This window comes from Streptomyces montanisoli, assembly GCF_017813245.1.
Taxonomy (GTDB): domain Bacteria; phylum Actinomycetota; class Actinomycetes; order Streptomycetales; family Streptomycetaceae; genus Streptomyces; species Streptomyces montanisoli.
Genome location: NZ_JAGIQL010000061.1, coordinates 1 through 21619, shown reverse-complemented (window position 1 = coordinate 21619; position 21619 = coordinate 1). Strand labels below are relative to the sequence as shown.

The window sequence follows — 21619 nt, the reverse complement described above, 5'->3', positions numbered from 1 at the left end:
GCAAAGCCTGCAAGTTGAAGGTGCTCCGACTCTAGGCGACGCTGAACGCCCTTGGTAGTGGAATGACTACGGAGAGGAGCTGCCGTGTGCGCGGAAGGCGATCCACGCGACGCTCACGAACCACTTCACGCCCCCGCCCCCTGCCGATCCTGCGGGGAGCTCAGACTGGCCGAGGCTGTCGCCAACGCCCAGCGCGACTACAGCAGGGCTGCGGACTGCCGGGTGCTGCTCCGGCGCCATCAGGCGTCGGCAGACTGCATCGCGCGGAGGCCGGAGTGATGGAACGGGACGCGGGATCGCCGGAGTTCAACCCGTTGCGCTTCCCGCCGTGCGCGTGCCCGCGGTGCCGTCCCGGCCCGGACGCTGCGGCGGACGGCGTCGGCGACGCGGACGGCGCCGACGCGGACGGCGACTCCGCGCTGCTGCGGCAACTACGCGCGCGAGTCGTCGAGGAGAACGCGCTGCGCCTCTCCCTCCGTCGTCAACCCTCGTAATACGGCACGGGGTCGGCGGGCGAGCAGCGTACGACGTCCACGTCGGTCCTGGCCGTCAGTGCCTCGATCGCGGCGGTATCCGCTCCGATGCCCGCCCAGTGGGGATCTACGTCGCTGGTGAAGCACCATCGGTGGTCCGCCGGCCAGACGTAGGCCGGGGGCGGGCACGGCCCGCCCTCGCCGAACTGGGCTTCCCAGTTCTCCACCTCGTCCAGGACGCCTGTGTACAGGACGTGGCGGCGGCCTGCCGTGATGACCAGTGGCCCACGGGTCAGCGCGAGGTCGACGTACCCCTCGCCGTAGCCCTCCCACAGGCAGAAGAAACACCTGTCCGGGGTGCGGGTGTGCGCGCCGAGTGCGCGGAGCACTCTTCGGGCCTGCTCGATTTCTGTCGGGTGGTCGTCCGGCAACTGGACGTCGGCTCCCGCCAGTCCGGGCCCGGTGGGATCCGGGATGTAGCGAAGTCTTGCGTACTCCTGGAACGCCGCGGGCCCGTACAGGGCCAAGTGCTCCACGGAAGCGCCCGACTCGAAGAGCCACGCCGCGGGGGAGGTGTCCTTGGTGTACGTCAGCATGCGGCATCCATCCTTTCGCGAGCGGCCCAGTCGGGACGTGATTGTCCTGGGCCCGGAGCGTTCGGGAAAGGGCCCCGCCTCCTCCGTCCGGTCGCGGGCCGATACCGGGGCCCGGCCTATGCTTTGGTCCATGACGCAGAGCACCGGACCAGGTCAGGAAGGCGCCGCCCTCGACCCGGAGGACCGCAAGATCGTCACGTTGGCGCGCAGCGCCCGTGCGCGCAACGGCGTGCCTGAGGGTGCGGCCGTGCGGGACGAGACGGGCCGTACGTACGTCGCCGGTACCGTCGCCCTCGACTCGCTGCGGCTGAGCGCACTGCGCACGGCGGTGGCGATGGCCGTCGCCAGTGGCGCCACGTCGCTGGAGGCGGCGGCCGTGGTCTCGGCCTCGGAGGCGGTCTCCGACGAGGACCGCGCGGCCGTGCGCGACCTGGGCGGTGCCGCCACGCCCGTGCTGCTCGCGGGTCCGGACGGCACGGTACGGGTGACGGTCTCCGCGGGCTGATCCGCGGCCGCCCGGCGTACCCGGCGATCCCGGGGCCCGCGCGCCGGGCCGTCCCCCCGCCGCGTCGGCGACCTCAGTGCGCGAGCGCCGCGTCCACCAGGACCGCGCCCGTGGCCCGGGCCACGACCGCGACCCCCGGGTCGCGGTCCATGCGGGCGGCATGCAGGGCGCCGTCGTAGACGAGGTGCAACTGGCGGGCCAGCGTGCCGGGGTCGGCCGCGCCTGCTGCCTCGGCGAGCCCGCGGAAGACTTCGCGCGCGTAGTTGCGATAGCCGGCGGACATCAGCTCGATCTCGCCGCCCGGGCGCTCCTCGGCGGCCGCGGCCGCGAACGGGCAGCCGTGGAAGTCGGGCTCGGCGAAGAGCGTGGCCTGCGCATCGAAGACGGCGAGCAGCCGCTCGCGCGGGTCGGTGCCCGCGCGTTCCAGGGCCGTCTGGATGCGGGTGACCTGACGCTGGTGACGGCCCTCCAGGTAGGCCTTCACCAGCCCTTCCTTGTTGCCGAACGTCTTGTAGAGCGACGCCTTCGCGACGCCGGCCTCCTTGAGGATGCGATCGATCCCGACGGTGTGGATTCCCTCGGCGTAGAACAGCCTGTTGGCGGTCTCCAGCAACCGCTCGCGCGGCGAGCGGTTGCTGTCGAGTCGCTTGCTCATCGTCTCCATGGACACCGATCCGCTCCCCTCATGGGTCCTGAGGCCCATTCTATCGATTGACTGAACAGACAGGTCTGTCTACGCTGGCATCCTGGCCTACCAGACAGACCTGTCTGTTCATTCGAGGAGTCACCCATGACAGCCACCATGCAGGCCGCCCGTCCGGCCGTGGATCCGGCCGTGGATCCGGCCCGGGACCGGCGGCGTCTCCGGGGGCTGGCGCTGCTGGCCTCCATCGTCGTCTCGTTCCTCGCCGCCTCGGCCGCCCCCGCGCCGCTCTACCAGCACTACGCGCTGGCCTGGCACGGAACCGCGCTGACGACCACCGAGGTGTTCGGCGTCTACGCCGGGTCCGTGCTCGTGGGGCTCCTCGCGCTCGGCGAGCTGTCGAACCACGTCGGCCGTCGCCCTGTTCTGCTGGCCGCGTTGGCGGGCCAGGCCGTCGCCGTCCTCCTGTTCGCCACCGCGTCCTCGTTCGGGCCGTTCTTCGTCGGACGGGTCGTCCAGGGCGTCGCCGCCGGCGCCGCGCTCGGCACGCTCGGGGCGGCCATGATCGACCTGCACCGGCGGCACGGCACGCTCGCCAGCGCCGCCGCACCAGGCGCGGGCACGGGTCTCGGGTCGCTGGTGGCCGGGCTGGTCGTCGGCTACCTGCCCTGGCCCACCCACCTGATCTACCTCGTGCTCATCGCGGTCTTCGCGCTGCAAGCGGTCGGCGTGATGCGGATGCTGGACGCGGGCGAGACCCGGCCCGGCGTGCTCGCGAGCCTGCGGCCGGCCATCACCGTGCCGCCCGCCGCGCGGCGCGCGTTCCTGGCGGCCGCGCCCGCCGTGTTCGCCTTCTGGGCCCTGGCGGGCCTGTACGGATCACTCGGTCCCGCGCTGGCCCGCGATCTCGCCGCCAGCACCTCCATAGCGCTCGGTGGCCTGACGCTCTTCGTGATGGCCGGCTTCGCCTTCGTCACGACGATCGTCTACCGCAATCGGGAGGCCAGGCCCCAGCTCTTGCAGGGCATCGCGGCCCTCGTCCTCGGCGTCGCCGCGACGATCGTGGCCATCGAGGCCGGCTCGATATGGGGCTTCATGGCCGCGACCGCCGTGGCGGGGTGCGGCTTCGGGATGGGACTGCAAGGGTCGATCCGCAGCGTGGCCTCCTCCGTCGAGCCGCACGAGCGCGCGGGGCTGCTCTCCGCGGTCTACCTGGTCTCGTACGCCGGTATGGGCGCACCCGCTGTCGTCGCCGGCTACCTGGTCAGCAGGGGGCACAGCCTGACCGGCGTGGCCATGGGGTACGCCGTGGCGCTGGTCGTCCTCGCGCTGATCGCCCTGGTGCAGTTGCTGCGGCCCACTCGTGGGCGGGCTTGACGCGAACGTCGTTCGTACGTAGAACAGTGTTCGTGACTACGAACGTGAACCAGGACATGTACGCGGACGTGACCGTGGTCGGCGCCGGGCCCGTGGGCCTCGTGCTCGCCGCCGAGCTGGCGCTCTCGGGCGTGACGGTGCAGGTGCTCGAACGGCTGGCCGAGCCCGAGACCTCGATGAAGGCGGGCGGGATCAACGTCCCCACGGCCGAGGCCCTCGACCGCCGCGGACTGCTGCCCGCGGCCGAGCGGGTGCACCGGGAGACGATGGAGCGGATGGGCGCGGCGTTCGGCCGCAAGGCCGGGGCCGGGGCCGGGGCGGCCGCGACGCCCAGTGACGGCCGGGGAGCGGGCGCCCAGCGGCAGATGACCGGACACTTCGCCGGGATGGTCATCGACGCAGGCCTCGTCGACTGGGACGACCCCGACCTCGCCGCCCACGCCGCCGTCGCCGGAGCGAGGATGGTGCCGCAGCGCGAGCTGGAGGGGCTGCTGGCCACCCATGTCGAGCGACTCGGCGTGCCCGTACGCCGGGGTGTCGAGGTCACCGGGTTCGAGGACACCGGCGACGGCGTGCTCGTCTCCACCACCGCAGGTGCCATACGCACCGGGTGGCTGGTCGGCTGCGACGGCGGGCACAGCACCGTGCGCCGCCTCGCGGGCATCGACTTCCCCGGCACCGACGCCGAACTCACCGGGCGCGTGGCGGTCGTCGACATGGCCGACTCCTCGGTGCTCGACGAGGGGTGGGTGTGGTCGTCGCGTGGCGCGTACCGCCGCGGGCCGCAGCCCGGGCGGGTGTTCACCGTGGAGTTCGACGCTGCTCGCCGCGACGATGCCGAAAACGCAGGCACCCGGCCCCACCGGGGCGCGCCCGCGGAGCCCGTCACCCTTGAGGAGATGCAGGCGAGCCTGCGCCGGGTCTCCGGCACCGACGTCACGCTGACCGCCCTGCACGGCGCCGCGACCCGCTGGAGCGACAACACCCGCCAGGCCGCGACGTACCGGTCGGGACGTGTGCTGCTTGCCGGGGACGCCGCCCACGTGCACTCGCCGTTCGGCGGCCAGGGGCTCAACCTCGGGGTCGGCGACGCGATGAACCTCGGCTGGAAGCTCGGCGCCGTGGTCGCAGGCTGGGCGCCCGAGGGGCTGCTCGACACGTACGACACCGAGCGCCGGCCGCTGGGCGCCTGGGTGCTCGACTGGACGCGCGCGCAGGCCGGGGTGATGCGCGGGGACGCCAAGTCGGTAGCGCTGCGCGAGATCGTCGCAGAGCTGCTGGCCACCCGCTCGGGTGCGACGTACGCGGTCAAGAAGATCTCCGGTGTCACGCAGCGCGTCGAGGTGCCCGGCGACCACCCGCTGGCCGGACGGCACGCCCCCGACATCCGCCTGGCGGACGGCTCCCGCCTGGCCAACCATTCGCACGCGGGCGGCTTCATGCTGCTCGACCGCACACCGGACGGCGCGTTCGCCCGCGCCGCCGCGACCTGGGCCGGTCGGGTGCGCAGCGTGCCCGACGGCACCGATGCGGCAGGGGCGGCGCGGGCCGAGCCCGCCGGGGTGCTGGTACGTCCCGACGGCGTCGTCGCCTGGGCCGCGGACGAGGCAGAGGCCACTCCCACCGCCGTCACCGCCCTCGAAGCCGCCCTGCACCGCTGGGCCGGCGCCCCCGCGCACGAGCCGGTGGCCTGAGAGCACCGGGACGCGGCCGGGGATACGGCCGGGGATGCGGCGAGGGGCGCGGCGAGCGACCCGGCCGGTCGCCGCCCGCGCGGGGGTGGTCGGCGGCGCCGTGCCGATCGGGGAGAATGGCCCGCATGAGCGTGAGCACCCCACGGTCCGAGACGGCCGAAGCACCCCACAGGGCGGGCTTCGCCTGCTTCGTCGGCCGCCCCAACGCGGGCAAGTCCACCCTGACGAACGCTCTGGTGGGCAGGAAGGTCGCGATCACCTCGAACCGCCCCCAGACGACCCGCCACAGCGTCCGCGGGATCGTCCACCGCCCCGACGCGCAGCTGATCCTCGTGGACACCCCCGGGCTGCACAAGCCGCGCACGCTGCTGGGGGAGCGACTCAACGACGTCGTGCGCACCACCTGGGCCGAGGTCGACGTGATCGGCTTCTGCCTGCCCGCCGACCAGAAGATCGGCCCCGGCGACCGGTTCATCGCCAAGGAACTGGCGGGGATCAAGAAGACGCCGAAGGTGGCGGTCGTCACCAAGACCGACCTGGTCGACTCGAAGACCCTCGCCGAGCAGCTGCTCGCGATCGACGCGCTCGGCAGGGAGCTGGGCCTGGAGTGGGCCGAGATCGTCCCGGTCTCCGCCGCGGACGCGCAGGACGCCGCGGACGCGCAGGACGCCGCGGACGGCGGGACGCCCGCGGGCGCGCCGACGCCCGCGACGCGCCCCGGCGACGACGCGACGTCCCCCGAGCGCGACGCGCGCGGCGCGGGCCAGGTGTCGCTGCTCGCCGACCTGCTCGTGCCGCTGCTGCCCGAGAGCCCCCCGCTGTACCCGGAGGGCGACCTCACCGACGAGCCCGAGCAGGTCATGGTCGCCGAGCTGATCCGGGAGGCGGCGCTGGAAGGCGTACGGGACGAGCTGCCGCACTCGATCGCCGTGGTCGTCGAGGAGATGCTCCCGCGCCCGGACCGCCCCGCCGACCGGCCGCTCGTGGACATCCACGCCAACGTGTACATCGAGCGGCCCAGCCAGAAGGGCATCGTCATCGGCCCCAAGGGCAGCCGCCTCAAGGAGGTCGGGACGAAGTCCCGCAAGCACATCGAGGCACTGCTGGGCACGCCGGTCTTCCTCGACCTGCACGTCAAGGTCGCCAAGGACTGGCAGCGCGACCCGAGGCAACTCCGCAAACTGGGCTTCTGAACCCCGGGGCGCCGCCCCGAGGGCGGGCCAGGCGCGTTCGCCGACGTCAGGAGCCGTAGAGCGGGAGGACCCCTGTGTCGACCGGGGACGGCAGCGGAGCGGGCAGATCGATCGCCTCCCCGTACACGCCATGCACCTGCCCCCGGTACTCGCCATCCTTGGGCCGGGTGTGCAGCGTCCAGCGACCGGTACGGGGGTCGAGCACCAGCAGCGCCCCGACTCCAGCGCGCGCGTACCAGCCGTTCTTGTCGGTGATGCTCATGGCCTTCTCCGACCGCGAGATCACCTCGACGGCAAGAACCACATCCGCCGGATCGGCGAGCCAGGAGTCGTCCTCGTCCCACTCGATCGGCAGGACCGCCAGATCCGGCGTGGCGTAGTCGTCCGGATCCTCCGGCATCGCGACCGAGGACATCTCGTACGGGGCGAGGCCCTCCGGCAGACGGGGTTCGACCTGCACCCGCAGGCGGCGAATGGTACCGGCGTGCTTGCCGCGCGGCGTGGGGGACATCACGAGGCTGCCTCCGATGATCTCGACCCGCAGGCCGGTGGACGCCTCAATACGCTCAGCGACCTCGCGCAGGTTTCCAGGGCGCGGGTGCAGCACGGGAAGGGTCACTGGTGCCCACCTCCTCTCGGTGGCCGGTCGATCACCACGGTACCGGGTGGCGCCCTCGGCACGCGCAGGCCGGAAGCCGGCCTCGCTCCGGCCGGGTCCCGGCTCTGCCCCGGATCCCGCCTGCCCCGGGGCGCCGCACCGTCCGGCGAACGTCACGCCTCCCGGCGGCGGGAACCACACGCCTCGCGACCCCGCCATCCGGACCGGCGGGTCCGTGCAGGCCCTCCCGGGCCGGGGCCGGGCGATGTCCGGAGGAAGCGAGCCGCGTTTCCGCCCGCGAGAGCGGCGCGCCGCTCCGGATCCGGGCCGCCCCGGTGAGGCACCGCACCGCCTCAGTCCGTGGCAGCCCCCGACGGCACGGTCCCGCATGCTGATACGCGTCCCTCGTCACGCGCCCCTCTGGGATACAGTGCCCGCATCATGCGTTACGGGCTGCTTCTCCTTAGCTGCCGCGGTGAGGGTCTGTTGTCGTAGGTCGGCCCCCTTCCCGCGGAGTTCGGTGTTGCGGTGATCACCCCGCCCCGTCGACCGACACAGCCACCCGGCACAGTCACCCGCGGATTCCCGAGGAGCCCACGCAGATGTCCCAGCCCACGCCGAACACCAATGCGACGCACACGCAGAAGCCGTCCGGGATGCCGATCCACAAGTACGGCCCGTACGACGCCGTCGACATCCCCGACCGCACGTGGCCGAACAACCGGATCACCGTCGCGCCCCGCTGGCTCTCCACCGACCTGCGCGACGGCAACCAGGCCCTGATCGACCCGATGTCGCCGGCACGCAAGCGCGAGATGTTCGACCTGCTGGTCCGCATGGGATACAAGGAGATCGAGGTCGGCTTCCCCGCCTCGGGCGAGACCGACTTCAACTTCGTACGGTCGATCATCGAGGATCCCGACGCCATCCCCGACGACGTGACGATCTCCGTCCTGACGCAGGCGCGCGAGGAGCTGATCGAGCGGACCGTCGAGTCGCTGCGCGGCGCCCACCGCGCCACCGTCCACCTGTACAACGCGACCGCGCCCACGTTCCGCCGGGTCGTGTTCGGTGGCACGAAGGACCAGATCAAGCAGATCGCCGTCGACGGCACCCGGCTGGTGATGGAGTACGCGGAGAAGATCCTCGGCCCCGAGACCACCTTCGGCTACCAGTACAGCCCGGAGATCTTCACCGACACCGAGCTGGACTTCGCGCTGGAGGTCTGCGAGGCGGTCATGGACGTCTGGCAGCCCGAGGAGGGCCGCGAGATCATCCTCAACCTGCCCGCCACGGTGGAGCGTTCCACGCCGTCCACGCACGCGGACCGGTTCGAGTGGATGTCGCGCAACCTGTCCCGCCGTCCGTACGTGTGCCTGTCGGTGCACCCGCACAACGACCGCGGCACCGCCGTCGCCGCCGCCGAACTGGCCATCATGGCGGGCGCCGACCGCATCGAGGGATGCCTGTTCGGGCAGGGCGAGCGCACCGGCAACGTCGACCTGGTGACGCTGGGCATGAACCTGTTCTCGCAGGGCGTCGACCCGCAGATCGACTTCTCCGGGATCGACGAGGTGCGCCGCACCAGCGAGTACTGCAACCAGATGGAGATCCACCCGCGCCACCCCTACGCGGGCGACCTGGTCTACACGTCCTTCTCCGGCTCCCACCAGGACGCCATCAAGAAGGGGTTCGACGCGCTGGAGGCCGACGCGGCCGCGCAGGGCGTCACCGTGGACGAGATCCAGTGGAACGTGCCGTACCTGCCGATCGACCCGAAGGACGTCGGCCGGTCGTACGAGGCGGTCATCCGCGTCAACTCGCAGTCCGGCAAGGGCGGCGTCGCGTACGTCCTGAAGAACGACCACCACCTGGACCTGCCGCGGCGCATGCAGATCGAGTTCTCGAGGATCATCCAGGCGAAGACCGACGCCGAGGGCGGCGAGGTCACCCCGGCCGAGATCTGGAACGTCTTCCAGGACGAGTACCTGCCCAACCCGGACAACGCCTGGGGCCGCGTCCAGCTCAAGTCCGGCCAGACGACGGCCGACACGGAGGGCCGCGACACCCTCACCGTCCAGGCCGTGGTGGACGGCGAGGAGCACGAGCTGACGGGCACGGGCAACGGCCCGATCTCGGCGTTCTTCGAGGCCCTGGCGGCCGTCGGCGTGGACGCGCGCCTGCTGGACTACCAGGAGCACACGCTCAGCGAGGGCGCACGCGCGCAGGCCGCGTCGTACATCGAGTGCGCGATCGACGGCAAGGTGCTGTGGGGCATCGGCATCGACGCGAACACCACGCGCGCGTCGCTGAAGGCCGTGGTGTCCGCGGTCAACCGCGCGGCGCGGTGATCACGCCGTCCGCGGGTGATCACCGAGGGTGACTTGGCCGAGAGTGATCGGCTTCTCACCCCCTGGCAGCACCCCTGACCTGAGGGTTTCCCGAACCCCGCGCACCGGCTCCGGTGGGCGGGGTTCGGCCATGTCTGGTGAACTGGTGACGGGGTACTGACGTAGTTACGGGGATGTGGCTAACATCACGTCCACGGCGAGGATGCCGAACCGTTATGGAGGTGCGCGACGTGCTGCGAGCTCAAGGATCCAGCGGCCGGAAACCGCGCCTCTACGGCGTGCGCACCTCATGGTCGACCGTGGGCGACGGGGAGTTCTTCTGCCCCGACTGCGGGGGCGACCGCAACTACCGCCGCCGCACAGGACGTCGCCGCTTCACGCTTCTCGGCGTGCCCCTGGTGGCGCGCGGCAGCGCGGGCCCCGTCGTGGAATGCGCGGCCTGCCGCGCCCGGTTCGCGATGGACGTCCTCGACCACCCGACCACCGCGCGGTTCTCCGCGATGCTGCGCGACGCCGTGCACACGGTCGCGCTCGCCGTGCTCGCCGCCGGCGGCACGGACTCGCGGCCGGTGCGGGAGACCGCGGTCGTCACGGTCAGGGAGGCCGGCTTCGACGACTGCACGGAGGAACAGCTGACCGAGCTCGTCGACGCGCTCGCCGCGGACACCGGCCGGTACATCGTCGACCCCGGCCCGTGCGGCGCGGCGCTCGCCATCGAACTGCACGAGGCGCTCGAACCGCTCGCGCCGCATCTGGCGGCCGCGGGCCGCGAGTCGATCGTGCTGGGTGCCGCGCGGATCGCGCTCGCGGACGGCGCGTACAGCCCGGCGGAGCGCGAGGTGCTCGCGACGGTCGGCGGCGCGCTGCAGCTCGCGCCCGAGGTGACGAGGGGCCTGCTGGCGGCCGCATCGCGCACGCCGTCCTGACGCGCCGGACTGGCCCAGCACGCGCAATGACCGCGCTGACCGTGCCGGCCGGAACCGTAGGCCTGCGTGACGCGTGCGATGCGCCCTGGACCCCACGGCGCGCTTCCGCGCGCTGCCGGAATCGCCGAAACGGGCCGTGGCCGGCATGCCCCGGCCTGGCGTGCGCCCACCCGGCGCCACAACCGTCTCCGGGCCGGGGCGCGATCGCACTCGGCTAGTGGAAGCCGAGCATGCCCGGCGAGTTGATGTCGACCGTCACGACACCGGGCGGATATGCGGCCTCGGTTTCTGTGAGCAGAATCGACATGCCGGTGAACTCCGCCCTGGGCAAGGCACAGAAGAGAGCGTGGCACGTGTCGGGGCCACCGTAGCCATCACGGATCATCGTACCGACGCTGAGGGACGCGGACAGGTTCAGCGGATCGACGGCCACGGACGAGAAGGCGAGGATCCGGCGTCCGGCGCCCTCGTCGTCGGCCTCGGCCCTCATGAGGCACAGGGCGGGTACGCACAACTGCTCGCCCGGGGACAGCGCCATGTTGCCCGCCAGGAGGCTGAGGGTTTTGTGCCCCGTGGCGAGGGCTGCGACCGCGCCCGTGTCCAGGATGATCACGCGACGTCGCTCCTGGCGGCACGTACCTTTTCGGCCGCGATCCGGTAGATGTTGCCGAGGACGTCGGGGGCCTGTTCGAACTCCTCGTCGTCCAATGCCACACCGATCACGCCGCGGACTGCCTCGCGATCGGCAGCGAGACGCTCGGCGCTCTGCGCGGCGGTGGGCCGGCTGGCTGCCAGCGCCTCCACCAACTGACCGATGGTCTTTCCCTGCTCCTTCGCGAGCTCTGCGAGGTGATCCCGGGTCTCCCGCGTCACCTGAATCGTCGTCGATGCCATAGAGGCATCATAGCAACCCTATGGCGTTCGGCGGCCGGAGCGCGGCGGGTGGGCGGCACTCGCGCGACCTGGACCGTGCCCGCGCGCCATCCGTGTACGGGACAATGGGCGGCATGAGTCTGTTCCGGGACGACGGTGTCGTGCTGCGGACCCAGAAGCTCGGTGAGGCCGACCGCATCATCACGCTCCTGACCCGCGGGCACGGCCGCGTGCGCGCCGTCGCGCGCGGGGTGCGGCGCACGAAGTCGAAGTTCGGGGCGCGGCTCGAACCGTTCTCCCACGTCGACGTGCAGTTCTTCGCGCGCGGCAGCGAGCTGATCGGCCGCGGGCTGCCGCTGTGCACCCAGAGCGAGACGATCGCCCCCTACGGCGGCGGCATCGTCACCGACTACGCCAGGTACACGGCCGGCACGGCCATGCTGGAGACGGCCGAGCGGTTCACCGACCACGAGGGCGAGCCCGCGGTGCAGCAGTACCTGCTGCTGGTCGGCGCCCTGCGCACCCTGGCACGCGGCGAGCACGCGCCGAACCTGATCCTCGACGCGTTCCTGCTGCGCTCGCTCGCCGTCAACGGGTACGCGCCCAGCTTCGAGAACTGCGCGAAGTGCGGCCTCGACGGCCCCAACAGGTTCTTCTCCGTCGCCTCGGGCGGGATCGTCTGCCGCGACTGCCGGGTCCCCGGCAGCGTCGTGCCGTCGTCCGAGGCCGTGGCCCTGCTCAGCGCCCTGCTGACGGGCGACTGGCCCACCGCCGACGCGTGCGAGGCGCGCCATGTCAGGGAGGGCAGCGGGCTGGTCTCCGCCTACCTGCACTGGCACCTGGAGCGCGGGCTGCGCTCCCTCAGGTACGTGGAGACGGGCCACGGCCGGAGCGCCACGGGCGGCGCCGCGCGTGACGCGACGGGCCGGGCCTGAAAGGCGAGCCGTAGGCGGCCGGCGCGTCCGCGGCGCGGGTTCGCGGCTCGATCCGCGGCGCCTCAGTCCATTCTGTGGTGCGCCACCGCGCCGGCGTCCCAGCGCAGGCCGCTGCCCGGGGCCTCGGACGGCAGCGCGCACCCCTCGGCGATCCGCAGGGGCGTTTCGAGCACGGGCGCGGCCCAGTCGACGTACTCGAGCCAGTGGGCCGTCGGCGTGGCCGCCAGCAGTTGGGCGCTCACCTCCGGATACAGGTGGGACGACATCGGCACGCCGGACACGTCGGCGAGCGCCGCCGCGTCGCGCCACCCGCTGACGCCGCCGATGCGATCGAGGTCGGGCATCACGTAGTCACTCGCGCCGAGCCGCAGCGAGTGGGCCATCGCGCGGGGCCCGGCGAGGTTCTCACCGGCCTGGACGGGTGTGCGCAGCGCCGCCGCGAGCCGGGCCGCCCCCTCGTAGTCGTCGTGGCGCACTGGCTCCTCGATCCAGTACAGCCCCTCGTCGTCCAGGGCCCGGCAGCGGTCCTGGGCGTCCGCGAGCGACAGGGCCTGGTTGAAGTCGGCCATCACGGCGACGTGTTCCGGCAGGGCGCCGCGCACCGCGCGGACGGCGGCGAGGTCGTCGCGCGCCGAGGGCCGGCCGAGCCGCATCTTGACGGCCGAGAAGCCCTCGGCGGCCAGTTCCAGCGCCTCGTCCGCCACGGCCTGCGGCGGCAGGAGCCCCAAACCGTTGCTGTTGTAGGCGGGCACGGGACGCGGCGCGGCGCCGAGCAGCCGTGCCAGCGGCAGCCCCGCGGCCTGCGCCAGCGCGTCCCAGCACGCCGCGTCCACGCCGGCGAGGACGGACGCGACAGGCCCGCGCACGCCCACCAGCTTGAAGTGGGAGGACAGCGTCCGCCGGCAGGCGGCGGGCTCGGCCGGGTCGCCGGCCAGCCGGGCGCCCGCGTCCCGCACCAGCGTCACCACCGCGTGGGCGAGCGCCTCGGCGTAGCAGAACAGGTACGAGCGGCCCGTGACGCCCTCGTCGGTGTGGAGGTCGATGAGCACCATCGGGGCCTCGCCGATGCTGCTGACGCTGGTGCCGAGCGGCCTGCGCATCGGCAGCAGGACCGGGGTCGCCTCGACGGAGCGTACGGCCGGCCCGTTCACGCCGTGCGGCCCCCGGTCCGGTCGGCGTTGTTCTCGCCCTGTGCGGCGTGGCCCCCGGCGTGCACGGAGAGCATGTCGGCGATCGCGCGGTTGTTCGGCGTGGGGACGGAGTGCTTGGCGCCCCGATCGACCACGTCACCGCTGAGCCAGCCGACCTCCAGGCGGTTGCCGCGCTCGATGTCGTGGTGCATCGACGACGTCATGCCCTCGGGCACGGTGTCGACGAAGGCCATGCGGTCGTCCGCGTAGTCCGCCGGCAGCCCCACCCCCTGTGCCCGCGCGACCTGGACGACCTCGTCCATCACGCCGTGCAGGAACGCGCGCGAGCGCGGATTGGCGCGGATCGGGCCGATGGGGGAGCGCGCGAGCGTGGTGGTGCCGGAGAGGCCGACGAGGAAGACGAACTTCTCCCAGACGGCCCGCTCGATCCGCTCGCTCACCTCGACGTCGATGCCGGCGTCCACGCACGCGTCGCGGAAGGCCAGGACGCGCGGGGACGAGGTGCCGTCGTACTCGCCGAAGACCAGCTTCTGCATGGCACCGGAGTGGCGGATGACGCCGGGCTCGGCGATGGTGGCGGCGATGTAGGTCACGCCTCCCACGACGTGCTCGGCGCCGAGCACGTCGCGCAGGATGTCGTCCTTGACGACGCCGTTCTGGAACGACGCGACGGCGGTGTCAGGACCGAGCAGCGGCTTGACGAGCTCCGCCGCCGACGCGGTGTCCCACAGCTTGACGCCGAACAGCACGAAGTCGGCGGGTGCGTGCCCCGACGGATCGTCGGTGGCCTGGACCTCGGGGATGTGCACGTCCCCCAGCGGGCTCAGCACGCGCAGGCCGCCGGCACGCAGGGCGTCGAGCTGGCGGCCCCTGGCCACGAAGAGCACGTCGTGTCCCGCCGCGGCGAGCCGGCCGCCGAAGTAGCCGCCGACACCGCCGGTGCCCATCACCGCGATACGCATGGAGCCTCCCATAGATGAACGTGCGTACAAATATATGGAGGCCGATTTTCGTCTGTCCAGCTTGCCGCCGCCTGTGTGCGCCAGTTTTTTTGAACGGCCGACCCGGAATGCCTCGGGTTGGCATGCGTCCCCCGCGGCGGAATACCCTGTCGAGGCCCCAGGCCGAAGCGGTTCAGGGCGGACAGACGACGTCGGGAAGTCAGGAGAGCACCGGACATGGCACGACTCATGGGGCGCTCCCGCCGCGAGTACAAGTCACCGGAGCCGCACCCCTCGGGCGCCGTGCCGCCGAAGATCCCCGGCGAGCTGGTGCCCAAGCACGTCGCGGTGGTCATGGACGGCAACGGCCGCTGGGCGAAGGAGCGCGGACTGCCGCGCACCGAGGGCCACAAGGTGGGGGAGGGCGTCGTGATGGACGTCCTCAAGGGATGCATCGACATGGGCGTGAAGAACCTGTCGCTGTACGCCTTCTCCACGGAGAACTGGAAGCGCACGCCCGACGAGGTGCGGTTCCTGATGAACTTCAACCGCGACGTGATCCGCCGCCGCCGCGACGAGATGGACGAGCTCGGCATCCGCATCCGCTGGGTCGGCCGCATGCCGAAGATGTGGAAGTCGGTGGTGCAGGAGCTCCAGGTCGCCCAGGAGCAGACCGTACGCAACGACGCGATGACCCTGTACTTCTGCGTCAACTACGGCGGGCGCGCGGAGATCGCGGACGCGGCGCAGGCGATCGCCCGCGACGTGGCCGCCGGCAGGCTCGACCCGTCCAAGGTCAACGAGAAGACCTTCGCCAAGTACCTGTACTACCCGGACATGCCGGACGTGGACCTCTTCCTGCGCCCGAGCGGCGAGCAGCGCACGTCCAACTACCTGATCTGGCAGAGCAGTTACGCCGAGATGGTGTTCCAGGACGTGCTGTGGCCCGACTTCGACCGCCGTGACCTGTGGCGGGCCTGCCTGGAGTACGCGCAGCGTGACCGCCGCTTCGGCGGCGCGCTGCCCAACCAGTCGGACGGCACCCCCGCGGCCGGCTGACGGGGGCGGGCGCTCGGGACGCCGACGCGGGGCGGGCCGCCGCCGTGCCGCTTCCCGCTACTTCCCGGCGCAGTCCGCGCACGTGCCGAAGATCTCCAGCGTGTGCGCCACACCCACGTACCCGTGCTGCGCCGCCACCGCCTGTGCCCACTGCTCGACGGCAGGACCCTCGACCTCCACCGCCGCCCCGCACACCCGGCACACCAGGTGGTGGTGGTGCGTGTCGCTCTCGCAGCGCCGGTAGACGGACTCGCCCTCCGTCGTGCGCAGCACGTCGACCTCGCCCGCGTCGGCGAGGGACTGCAGCGTGCGGTAGACGGTGGTCAGGCCGACGGAGTCGCCCCGGTGCTTGAGCATGTCGTGCAGTTCCTGCGCGCTGCGGAACTCCTCGACCTCGTCCAGCGCCGACGCCACCGCCGCACGCTGGCGGGTGGACCTGCCGCGTACGGGGGGTCCGTCACTGTGCGCGGTCGTCACAGGTGCCTCCTCGGCGTCCTCGGGATGCTGGGTTCACGGCTGACTCCATTCTGCCAGCCGCCACCGATTTGATCCGGGGGGTGAGGCCGCCGCTAATCTGAGGTATTCGCCGTTCGCCGTCATCGTAATGAAGAGAGCACCGTGGCCGCCGACAAGATCGACAGCATCGTCAACCTCAGCAAGCGCCGTGGCTTCGTCTACCCGTCCAGTGAGATCTACGGTGGCCAGCGCGCCGCCTGGGACTACGGGCCGCTCGGGGTCGAGCTGAAGGAGAACCTCAAGCGCCAGTGGTGGCGCGCCATGGTCACCTCGCGCGAGGATGTCGTCGGCCTTGACTCCTCGGTGATCCTGGCCACGGAGGTCTGGCAGGCGTCCGGGCACGTGGAGACCTTCACGGACCCGCTCACCGAGTGCACGTACTGCCACAAGCGCTTCCGCGCCGACCACCTCGAAGAGGCGTACGAGGAGAAGCACGGCAAGGCTCCCGCGAACGGCCTCGCCGACCTGAACTGCCCCAACTGCGGCAACAAGGGCACCTTCACCGAGCCCAAGCAGTTCTCCGGCCTGCTGACCACGCACCTCGGCCCGACGCAGGACTCCGGCTCCGTCGCGTACCTGCGGCCCGAGACCGCGCAGGGCATCTTCACCAATTTCGCGCAGGTCCAGCAGACGTCGCGGAAGAAGCCCCCGTTCGGCATCGCGCAGATCGGCAAGTCGTTCCGCAACGAGATCACGCCCGGCAACTTCATCTTCCGCACCCGCGAGTTCGAGCAGATGGAGATGGAGTTCTTCGTCAAGCCGGGCGAGGACGAGAAGTGGCACGAGTACTGGCTCGAGCAGCGCTGGAACTGGTACACGGGCCTCGGCATGCGCGAGGAGAACATGCGCTGGTTCGAGCACCCGGCGGAGAAGCTCTCCCACTACTCGAAGCGTACGGCGGACATCGAGTACCGCTTCCAGTTCGGCGGCGGCGAGTGGGGCGAGCTGGAGGGCGTCGCGAACCGCACGGACTTCGACCTGTCCGCGCACGCGAAGGGTTCGGGCCACGACCTGTCGTACTTCGACCAGGAGGCCGGCGAGCGCTGGACGCCTTACGTCATCGAGCCGGCCGCGGGCGTCGGGCGCGGCATGCTCGCCTTCATGCTGGACGCGTTCAACGAGGACGAGGCGCCGAACGCGAAGGGCGTCATGGAGAAGCGCACCGTGATGCGCCTCGACCCGCGCCTCGCGCCGGTCAAGGTCGCCGTCCTGCCGCTGTCCCGCAACCCGCAGCTCTCGCCGAAGGCCAAGGGCCTCGCGGAGGACCTGCGGCGCAACTGGAACATCGAGTTCGACGACGCGGGCGCCATCGGCCGCCGCTACCGCCGCCAGGACGAGATCGGCACGCCGTTCTGCGTCACCGTCGACTTCGACACGCTGGACGACAACGCGGTCACCGTGCGCGAGCGCGACTCGATGGCGCAGGAGCGCGTCTCCCTCGACCAGATCCAGACGTACCTCGGCGGCCGCCTCCTCGGCTGCTGACGCCGCAGGCCGTTTGAGCCGCAGGGCCCGTCCCCACCCGGGAGCGGGCCCTGCGGCGTATTCGGGGCACGGGGGAGGCGCCCGCCGGAAAATGGGTGGGGCTTATGGCGGTGGCGCTGCTAGCGTCGCAGCATGCGCATCACGGGAATGTTCTTCCAGCACTACGAGTGAGTCCGCGGCGGCCACGCGCCGCCCCCTCGCGACCACATCGGCAGAACAGCACACATTTCGGGAGACCCCGTGTCCAAGAGCCGTAACAACCTGCTCGGCGTGGGCGGCCAGCGCAGGAAGCTGACCCGTGCCCAGCAGCAGGGCACCGCGCCGAGCGCGACCGACCGCAAGGCGGCCGCCGACCAGAAGCAGGAGCTGCTGCGCAGGATGCGCGAGCGCACCGCCGCGACCACGCAGGACGACGCGGGCGCGCAGGGCTCCGGTTCCGGTTCCGGTTCCGGCTCCGCGCAGGAAGACACCACCGCTCAGGACTGAGCGGGATCCGTCCCGTCCGGGCGTCGCGCCCGGGCGGGACGGAGCCGTTCCCAACTCGCCGCGCACACACGCCGGTTCGATCATCATTTCTTTCCGGTGAGCGGCGTGCGCTCCCTCCGCCGCGCCGAGTGGACTGGTTGGGTGGGCCCCCGTCGGACCGGCACCGCCGGCCCATCCGAGAGGGAGCCGCCCCCATGAGCCCGTCCCCAGAGGTACCGTCCGCGCCCGCGAAGGACGAGAGGTTCGAGGCGGTGCTGCGCGACACGGCCGGGCCGCTCGCCGAGGAGATCGACCGCAGTGGCCGGTTCCCGCGCGAGGGAGTGCGCGCCCTCGCGGAGGCCGGGCTGCTCGGCCTGCTCAGCTCCCCGGAGCACGGCGGGGCCGGCGGCGACCTGCGGCAGGCCGCCGGCGTGGTGGAGCGGCTCGCCGGCACCTGCGGCTCCACTGCCATGGTCCTGCTCATGCACTACGCGGCGACGACCGTGGTGGACCGCCACGGGCCGCTCGACGCGCGGCGGGACATCGCCGAGGGCAACCACCTGTCCACGCTCGCCTTCTCGGAGCGCGGCTCGCGCAGCCACTTCTGGGCCCCCGCGTCCACCGCGACCCCCGACGGGCCGGGCGCGGTGCGCCTGGACGCGGAGAAGTCGTGGGTCACCTCGGCGGGCGAGGCCGACAGCTACGTCTGGTCGAGCAAGCCGCTGCGCGCGGACGGCGTCATGTCGCTGTGGCTGGTCGAGGCCGGCAGCGCGGGCCTGGACGTGCGCGGCGACTACGACGGCTTCGGACTGCGCGGCAACGCGTCGAGCCCCGTCACGGGCAAGGGCGTCTCCGTCGCCGAGACCGCGATGCTCGGCGCCGACGGGCAGGGCCTGGACACGGCACTCGGCCTCGTACTGCCCTGCTTCCTCGTGCTCAGCGCGGCCTTCTCCCTCGGCGTGACGGAGGCGCTGCTCGACCTGACGGCACGGCACCTGACCGGCGCACGGCTCGAGCACCTCGGCCGGACCCTCGCCGAACAGCCCGTCCCCCGGCAGGAGTACGCGCGGCTGCGGCTGCGCGCCGACGCCGCACGGTCCTTCCTCGACGCCACGCTCACCGCGCTCGCGGACGGCAGCCCCGAGGCGCAGTTGCGCGTCCTCCAGGTCAAGGCGCTCGCGGCGGAGACCGCCGCCGAGGTCGCCGACGGCGCGATGCGGCTGTGCGGCGGCGCAGCCTTCCGCCGCGATCTGGGCGTGGAGCGGCGGTTCAGGGACGCGCTCGCGGCCCGGGTGATGGCCCCGACCACCGAGGCCCTGCACGACTTCTGCGGCCGCGCCGGGCTCGGCCTGCCGCTGTTCGGGGACGCCCGATGAGTGGCGTGCTGCTGGGCGCCGTCGCCTACGACCCCAAGGTCGTCACCATCTGGACCGGGTTCCGCGCCTGGCTGCGCCGCCACGACCTGCCGTTCGACTTCGTGCTCCACTCCCACTACGAGCGGCAGGCCGAGGACCTCGTGCGAGGCAGGATCGACGTCGCCTGGCACTCGCCACTGGCCTGGCTGCGCGCCCGGCGTCTCGCGGACGCGGCGGGCGTGGCCGTACGGCCGCTCGTCATGCGCGACACCGACCGCGACCTGACGTCCGTGGTCGTCGTCAGGGCCGACGGCCCTCTCGCCGGCGTCCCCGACCTGAAGGGCCGCACCGTCGCCGTCGGCGCGGTCGACTCGCCGCAGGGCACTCTGCTGCCGCTGCACCACCTCAGGGGACTCGGCCTCGAACCCGGCACCGACTTCGCCGTACGCGGCCACGAGACCGGGGTGGGCCTGCACGGCGACCACATCGGCGGCGAGCGGGACGCGGCCCGCGCGCTGATGGCCGGCGAGGCGGCGGCCGCCTGCATGATCGACGCGAACCATCTGCTGTTCGGCCAGGAGGGAACCCTGCCGCCGGGCGCCACCCGGCTGCTGACCCGCACCGACCCCTACGACCACTGCGTCCTTGCCGCCGGCCCGTCCCTCGCCCCGGAACACGGCGAGCGCCTCACCGCGCTGCTGCTCGCCATGTCCGGGGCGGACCCGGAGGTGCGCCGCCTCCTCGACCTGGAGGGGCTCACGCGGTGGCTGCCCGGCCGGGAGAGCGGCTACGCGGCGCTCACCGCCGCGGTGGACGAGACGGGGTTCTACGACGAGCAGGGCCGGATCACGGCGGCCGGCTACCTGCCGTGACGGACGGCGGCGCCCCTCCCGGGGCGGATGGCGCCGCCCCGCCCGTACCGGACGGCAGCACACCGCCCGGTACGCCCCTCGTGGAGCTGGCGGGGCTCGGCTTCGACCAGGGCGCGCACCTGCTGCTGCGCCGGGCGCTCGACCGGCTGCCGCCGGGCCGCAGGGTGGCCGTCACCGGCACTGATCCGGCACTCGCCGCACACCTGGCCGTCTGGTGCAGGCGGGAGGGCCACACCGTTGAGCAGGCGCCGCCGGGCGACGCCACGGTCCGCTCGTACGTGGTGTGCGGCGCGGCAGGCTCGGCCCGCGCCCAGGGCGCGGAGCGTGCCGGGAACCCGCTGGCCGGGCAGGTCAGCGAGCGCGCGCCGCTGCACTGGGGACTCGCGGCACGAGGCGCGCTGGTGGAGGCGGGCGGCCCGGAGGTGCCGTTCATGGTCACCGACCGGGACACCGCCTGGTACGACCTCGCGCCACGGCTGTACCGCCAGGCGGCGGCCGGGCAGTGGGACCCGCTGACGGCCGTGGACTGGGACGAGCCGTTCAGCCTCCCGGACGGCGTGGAGGCTGCGGTCGTCCAGGTCATGACGTACCTGGTGGAGAACGAGCAGGCGGCCCTGGTCGTGCCGGGGCGGCTGCTCGCCCAGGTGCACCCGCACTTCCGCGAGGTCCTGCAGCTCCTCGCCGTGCAGGCGGCCGACGAGGCCAGGCACGTGGAGGTCTTCACACGACGTGCGCTGCTGAAGGGCGGCTCGATGGGCACGTCGTCGGTGGGCGGCCGGGCGTCGCTGGCGACGCTGCTGCGCGAGCCGGACTTCTCGATCGCGTCGTTCCTGCTCTCCGTGCTCGGCGAGGGCAGCTTCCTCAACCTCCTCGCCTTCCTGGAGCGGCACGCGCCCGACCCGGTGACGCGCAGGATCAGCCACCTGGTCCGGCAGGACGAGGCCCGGCACGTCGCGTTCGGCCTCGGCCACCTCGAACACCGCGCGGGCGTGGACCCTGGGCTGCGCGGGCGGCTGCGTGGAGCCGTGGAGCGCAGGCACGACGCGCTGGTCGACACGGCGGGCCTGAACCGTGACGTGTTCGACGCGCTGGTCCTGCTGGCCGCCGGATCCTGGGACCCGGCGGCCATCGGCCGCGGCTGGCGGGCGGTCGGGCGGTTGCAGGCGGAGATGGACGAGGGACGCCGCCACCGGCTGTCGCGCCTGGGCTTCCCCGACGACGAGGCGGCGGCCCTGTCGGCACTGCACACGCGCAACTTCATGTAGCGACAGGCGCGTTGGGGCCGCGCCGGGCCGCCGTGTTCCCCGGGCGCGCCCGACGCGGTGACGTCCCTTGCCCGGCGGCCCGGGCACCGGTACGGGCGCGCACGGCCCCCGGCCAGGCGCCGGCGGGCGATGCGGCGGACCTGCGCTCGCGGGTCGTACGGGCCGGAAGGGGGCCGGGCGTGAGCCGCCCACGGTCCCTGGCGCCTCGTCGCCCTCGCAGGAGGCCGCGCACCGCACGGCCCTCCGCGGCCCTGGGCGGGCGCGTCTGATGCGTTGACGCGCCTGCCCGGCGGCCTCCGGTGCCCGCGCGCCGCACGGCGGTCCGCGCACGTACCGGCGCGGCGAC

23 protein-coding genes are annotated in these 21619 nt (G+C 72.7%); 15 read left to right on the top strand and 8 right to left on the bottom strand.

Features of this window, described 5'->3' with window-relative positions:
• Positions 1 to 84 precede the first annotated feature (84 nt).
• Entirely contained in the window at positions 85 to 279 is a 195-nt protein-coding gene (locus tag JFN87_RS34360) for a hypothetical protein (protein ID WP_307865482.1), read from the top strand.
• Positions 279 to 494 carry a hypothetical protein gene (locus tag JFN87_RS16570; RefSeq protein ID WP_209340848.1) on the top strand — a complete coding sequence of 72 codons (216 nt, stop codon included), beginning with the start codon at positions 279 to 281 and terminating at the stop codon, positions 492 to 494. The genes JFN87_RS34360 and JFN87_RS16570 overlap by 1 nt, the downstream gene beginning before the upstream one ends.
• Here the strand turns inward: JFN87_RS16570 and JFN87_RS16565 are convergent.
• Positions 482 to 1069: a hypothetical protein gene (locus JFN87_RS16565; RefSeq protein WP_209340847.1), complete on the bottom strand. Its 588-nt coding sequence runs from the start codon at positions 1067 to 1069 to the stop codon at positions 482 to 484. The genes JFN87_RS16570 and JFN87_RS16565 overlap by 13 nt on opposite strands.
• Before the next feature lie 130 nt (positions 1070 to 1199).
• On the opposite strand from JFN87_RS16565, the gene JFN87_RS16560 reads away from it, so the two are divergent.
• Positions 1200 to 1574 (top strand): cytidine deaminase-like protein, encoded by a 375-nt coding sequence (locus JFN87_RS16560; RefSeq protein ID WP_209340846.1) that lies wholly within the window; start codon positions 1200 to 1202, stop codon positions 1572 to 1574.
• A gap of 73 nt (positions 1575 to 1647) precedes the next feature.
• Here JFN87_RS16560 and JFN87_RS16555 read toward each other — a convergent pair whose 3' ends face one another.
• Positions 1648 to 2229, bottom strand: coding sequence for a TetR/AcrR family transcriptional regulator (locus JFN87_RS16555; protein WP_209340845.1), 582 nt, complete (start codon positions 2227 to 2229; stop codon positions 1648 to 1650).
• A gap of 135 nt (positions 2230 to 2364) precedes the next feature.
• Here JFN87_RS16555 and JFN87_RS16550 point away from each other — a divergent pair, with 135 nt between their 5' ends.
• The 3 genes from JFN87_RS16550 to JFN87_RS16540 all read left to right on the top strand — a co-directional run bounded on the left by JFN87_RS16550 (position 2365) and on the right by JFN87_RS16540 (position 6481).
• Positions 2365 to 3594, top strand: coding sequence for an MFS transporter (locus JFN87_RS16550; protein ID WP_209340844.1), 1230 nt, complete (start codon positions 2365 to 2367; stop codon positions 3592 to 3594).
• 56 nt (positions 3595 to 3650) lie between these two features.
• Positions 3651 to 5288 (top strand): FAD-dependent oxidoreductase, encoded by a 1638-nt coding sequence (locus JFN87_RS16545; RefSeq protein WP_209340864.1) that lies wholly within the window; start codon positions 3651 to 3653, stop codon positions 5286 to 5288.
• A gap of 116 nt (positions 5289 to 5404) precedes the next feature.
• Positions 5405 to 6481, top strand: coding sequence for a GTPase Era (locus tag JFN87_RS16540; protein ID WP_372449238.1), 1077 nt, complete (start codon positions 5405 to 5407; stop codon positions 6479 to 6481).
• 46 nt (positions 6482 to 6527) lie between these two features.
• Here JFN87_RS16540 and JFN87_RS16535 read toward each other — a convergent pair whose 3' ends face one another.
• The gene (locus tag JFN87_RS16535; RefSeq protein ID WP_209340842.1) at positions 6528 to 7100 is read right to left on the bottom strand and encodes a Uma2 family endonuclease; all 573 of its coding nucleotides are present in this window, start codon (positions 7098 to 7100) and stop codon (positions 6528 to 6530) included.
• 581 nt (positions 7101 to 7681) lie between these two features.
• Between JFN87_RS16535 and leuA the strand changes: the two genes are divergently transcribed.
• Entirely contained in the window at positions 7682 to 9430 is a 1749-nt protein-coding gene (gene leuA, locus JFN87_RS16530; protein ID WP_209340841.1) for a 2-isopropylmalate synthase, read from the top strand.
• A gap of 215 nt (positions 9431 to 9645) precedes the next feature.
• Complete coding sequence (locus tag JFN87_RS16525; RefSeq protein WP_245179981.1) at positions 9646 to 10356, top strand: tellurite resistance TerB family protein; 711 nt, start codon at positions 9646 to 9648, stop codon at positions 10354 to 10356.
• 214 nt (positions 10357 to 10570) lie between these two features.
• On the opposite strand, the gene JFN87_RS16520 is transcribed toward JFN87_RS16525, so the two are convergent.
• Both JFN87_RS16520 and JFN87_RS16515 read right to left on the bottom strand, forming a co-directional pair.
• Positions 10571 to 10969, bottom strand: coding sequence for a PIN domain-containing protein (locus JFN87_RS16520; protein ID WP_209340839.1), 399 nt, complete (start codon positions 10967 to 10969; stop codon positions 10571 to 10573).
• A complete protein-coding gene (locus tag JFN87_RS16515) occupies positions 10966 to 11250 on the bottom strand; it encodes a hypothetical protein (protein ID WP_209340838.1) in 285 nt (94 codons plus the stop codon). The genes JFN87_RS16520 and JFN87_RS16515 overlap by 4 nt, the downstream gene beginning before the upstream one ends.
• Positions 11251 to 11363: 113 nt before the next feature.
• Here JFN87_RS16515 and recO point away from each other — a divergent pair, with 113 nt between their 5' ends.
• Positions 11364 to 12164, top strand: coding sequence for a DNA repair protein RecO (recO, locus tag JFN87_RS16510; RefSeq protein ID WP_209340837.1), 801 nt, complete (start codon positions 11364 to 11366; stop codon positions 12162 to 12164).
• A gap of 62 nt (positions 12165 to 12226) precedes the next feature.
• Here the strand turns inward: recO and JFN87_RS16505 are convergent, their stop codons facing one another.
• Together JFN87_RS16505 and JFN87_RS16500 are read right to left on the bottom strand one after the other, a co-directional pair.
• The gene (locus tag JFN87_RS16505) at positions 12227 to 13315 is read right to left on the bottom strand and encodes an enolase C-terminal domain-like protein (RefSeq protein ID WP_209340836.1); all 1089 of its coding nucleotides are present in this window, start codon (positions 13313 to 13315) and stop codon (positions 12227 to 12229) included.
• On the bottom strand, positions 13312 to 14277 hold the full coding sequence (locus JFN87_RS16500) for a ketopantoate reductase family protein (protein WP_209340835.1): 966 nt from the start codon (positions 14275 to 14277) through the stop codon (positions 13312 to 13314). Before JFN87_RS16500 ends, JFN87_RS16505 begins: the two co-directional genes overlap by 4 nt.
• A gap of 216 nt (positions 14278 to 14493) precedes the next feature.
• On the opposite strand from JFN87_RS16500, the gene JFN87_RS16495 reads away from it, so the two are divergent.
• Positions 14494 to 15315: an isoprenyl transferase gene (locus JFN87_RS16495; RefSeq protein WP_209340834.1), complete on the top strand. Its 822-nt coding sequence runs from the start codon at positions 14494 to 14496 to the stop codon at positions 15313 to 15315.
• A 57-nt stretch (positions 15316 to 15372) separates the two neighbouring features.
• Here the strand turns inward: JFN87_RS16495 and JFN87_RS16490 are convergent, their stop codons facing one another.
• Positions 15373 to 15792: a Fur family transcriptional regulator gene (locus tag JFN87_RS16490; protein WP_209340833.1), complete on the bottom strand. Its 420-nt coding sequence runs from the start codon at positions 15790 to 15792 to the stop codon at positions 15373 to 15375.
• Positions 15793 to 15933: 141 nt separating this feature from the next.
• On the opposite strand from JFN87_RS16490, the gene JFN87_RS16485 reads away from it, so the two are divergent.
• The 5 genes from JFN87_RS16485 (at position 15934) to JFN87_RS16465 (ending at position 21273) form a co-directional block, all read left to right on the top strand.
• Positions 15934 to 17316, top strand: a complete 1383-nt coding sequence (locus tag JFN87_RS16485) for a glycine--tRNA ligase (protein ID WP_209340832.1) — start codon at positions 15934 to 15936, stop codon at positions 17314 to 17316.
• A 240-nt stretch (positions 17317 to 17556) separates the two neighbouring features.
• Positions 17557 to 17802 (top strand): DUF6243 family protein, encoded by a 246-nt coding sequence (locus JFN87_RS16480; RefSeq protein WP_209340831.1) that lies wholly within the window; start codon positions 17557 to 17559, stop codon positions 17800 to 17802.
• Between the two features lie 194 nt (positions 17803 to 17996).
• Complete coding sequence (locus tag JFN87_RS16475; protein WP_209340830.1) at positions 17997 to 19157, top strand: acyl-CoA dehydrogenase family protein; 1161 nt, start codon at positions 17997 to 17999, stop codon at positions 19155 to 19157.
• A complete protein-coding gene (locus tag JFN87_RS16470; RefSeq protein ID WP_209340829.1) occupies positions 19154 to 20008 on the top strand; it encodes a phosphate/phosphite/phosphonate ABC transporter substrate-binding protein in 855 nt (284 codons plus the stop codon). The genes JFN87_RS16475 and JFN87_RS16470 overlap by 4 nt, the downstream gene beginning before the upstream one ends.
• A complete protein-coding gene (locus JFN87_RS16465; RefSeq protein ID WP_307865481.1) occupies positions 20005 to 21273 on the top strand; it encodes a ferritin-like domain-containing protein in 1269 nt (422 codons plus the stop codon). The genes JFN87_RS16470 and JFN87_RS16465 overlap by 4 nt, the downstream gene beginning before the upstream one ends.
• The last annotated feature ends 346 nt before the right edge of the window (positions 21274 to 21619 follow it).

What these genes read in the sequence shown, in the direction of transcription:
- JFN87_RS16545 (WP_209340864.1), top strand. Translation starts at nt 3,651, where the DNA reads ATGTACGCGGACGTGACCGTGGTCGGCGCCGGGCCCGTGGGCCTCGTG.
- JFN87_RS16500 (WP_209340835.1), bottom strand. Translation starts at nt 14,277, where the DNA reads ATGCGTATCGCGGTGATGGGCACCGGCGGTGTCGGCGGCTACTTCGGC.
- JFN87_RS16560 (WP_209340846.1), top strand. Translation starts at nt 1,200, where the DNA reads ATGACGCAGAGCACCGGACCAGGTCAGGAAGGCGCCGCCCTCGACCCG.
- JFN87_RS16570 (WP_209340848.1), top strand. Translation starts at nt 279, where the DNA reads ATGGAACGGGACGCGGGATCGCCGGAGTTCAACCCGTTGCGCTTCCCG.
- JFN87_RS16540 (WP_372449238.1), top strand. Translation starts at nt 5,405, where the DNA reads ATGGCCCGCATGAGCGTGAGCACCCCACGGTCCGAGACGGCCGAAGCA.
- JFN87_RS16475 (WP_209340830.1), top strand. Translation starts at nt 17,997, where the DNA reads ATGAGCCCGTCCCCAGAGGTACCGTCCGCGCCCGCGAAGGACGAGAGG.
- JFN87_RS16515 (WP_209340838.1), bottom strand. Translation starts at nt 11,250, where the DNA reads ATGGCATCGACGACGATTCAGGTGACGCGGGAGACCCGGGATCACCTC.
- JFN87_RS16495 (WP_209340834.1), top strand. Translation starts at nt 14,494, where the DNA reads ATGGCACGACTCATGGGGCGCTCCCGCCGCGAGTACAAGTCACCGGAG.
- JFN87_RS16565 (WP_209340847.1), bottom strand. Translation starts at nt 1,069, where the DNA reads ATGCTGACGTACACCAAGGACACCTCCCCCGCGGCGTGGCTCTTCGAG.
- JFN87_RS16470 (WP_209340829.1), top strand. Translation starts at nt 19,154, where the DNA reads ATGAGTGGCGTGCTGCTGGGCGCCGTCGCCTACGACCCCAAGGTCGTC.
- leuA (WP_209340841.1), top strand. Translation starts at nt 7,682, where the DNA reads ATGTCCCAGCCCACGCCGAACACCAATGCGACGCACACGCAGAAGCCG.
- JFN87_RS16525 (WP_245179981.1), top strand. Translation starts at nt 9,646, where the DNA reads ATGGAGGTGCGCGACGTGCTGCGAGCTCAAGGATCCAGCGGCCGGAAA.
- recO (WP_209340837.1), top strand. Translation starts at nt 11,364, where the DNA reads ATGAGTCTGTTCCGGGACGACGGTGTCGTGCTGCGGACCCAGAAGCTC.
- JFN87_RS16550 (WP_209340844.1), top strand. Translation starts at nt 2,365, where the DNA reads ATGACAGCCACCATGCAGGCCGCCCGTCCGGCCGTGGATCCGGCCGTG.
- JFN87_RS16555 (WP_209340845.1), bottom strand. Translation starts at nt 2,229, where the DNA reads ATGAGCAAGCGACTCGACAGCAACCGCTCGCCGCGCGAGCGGTTGCTG.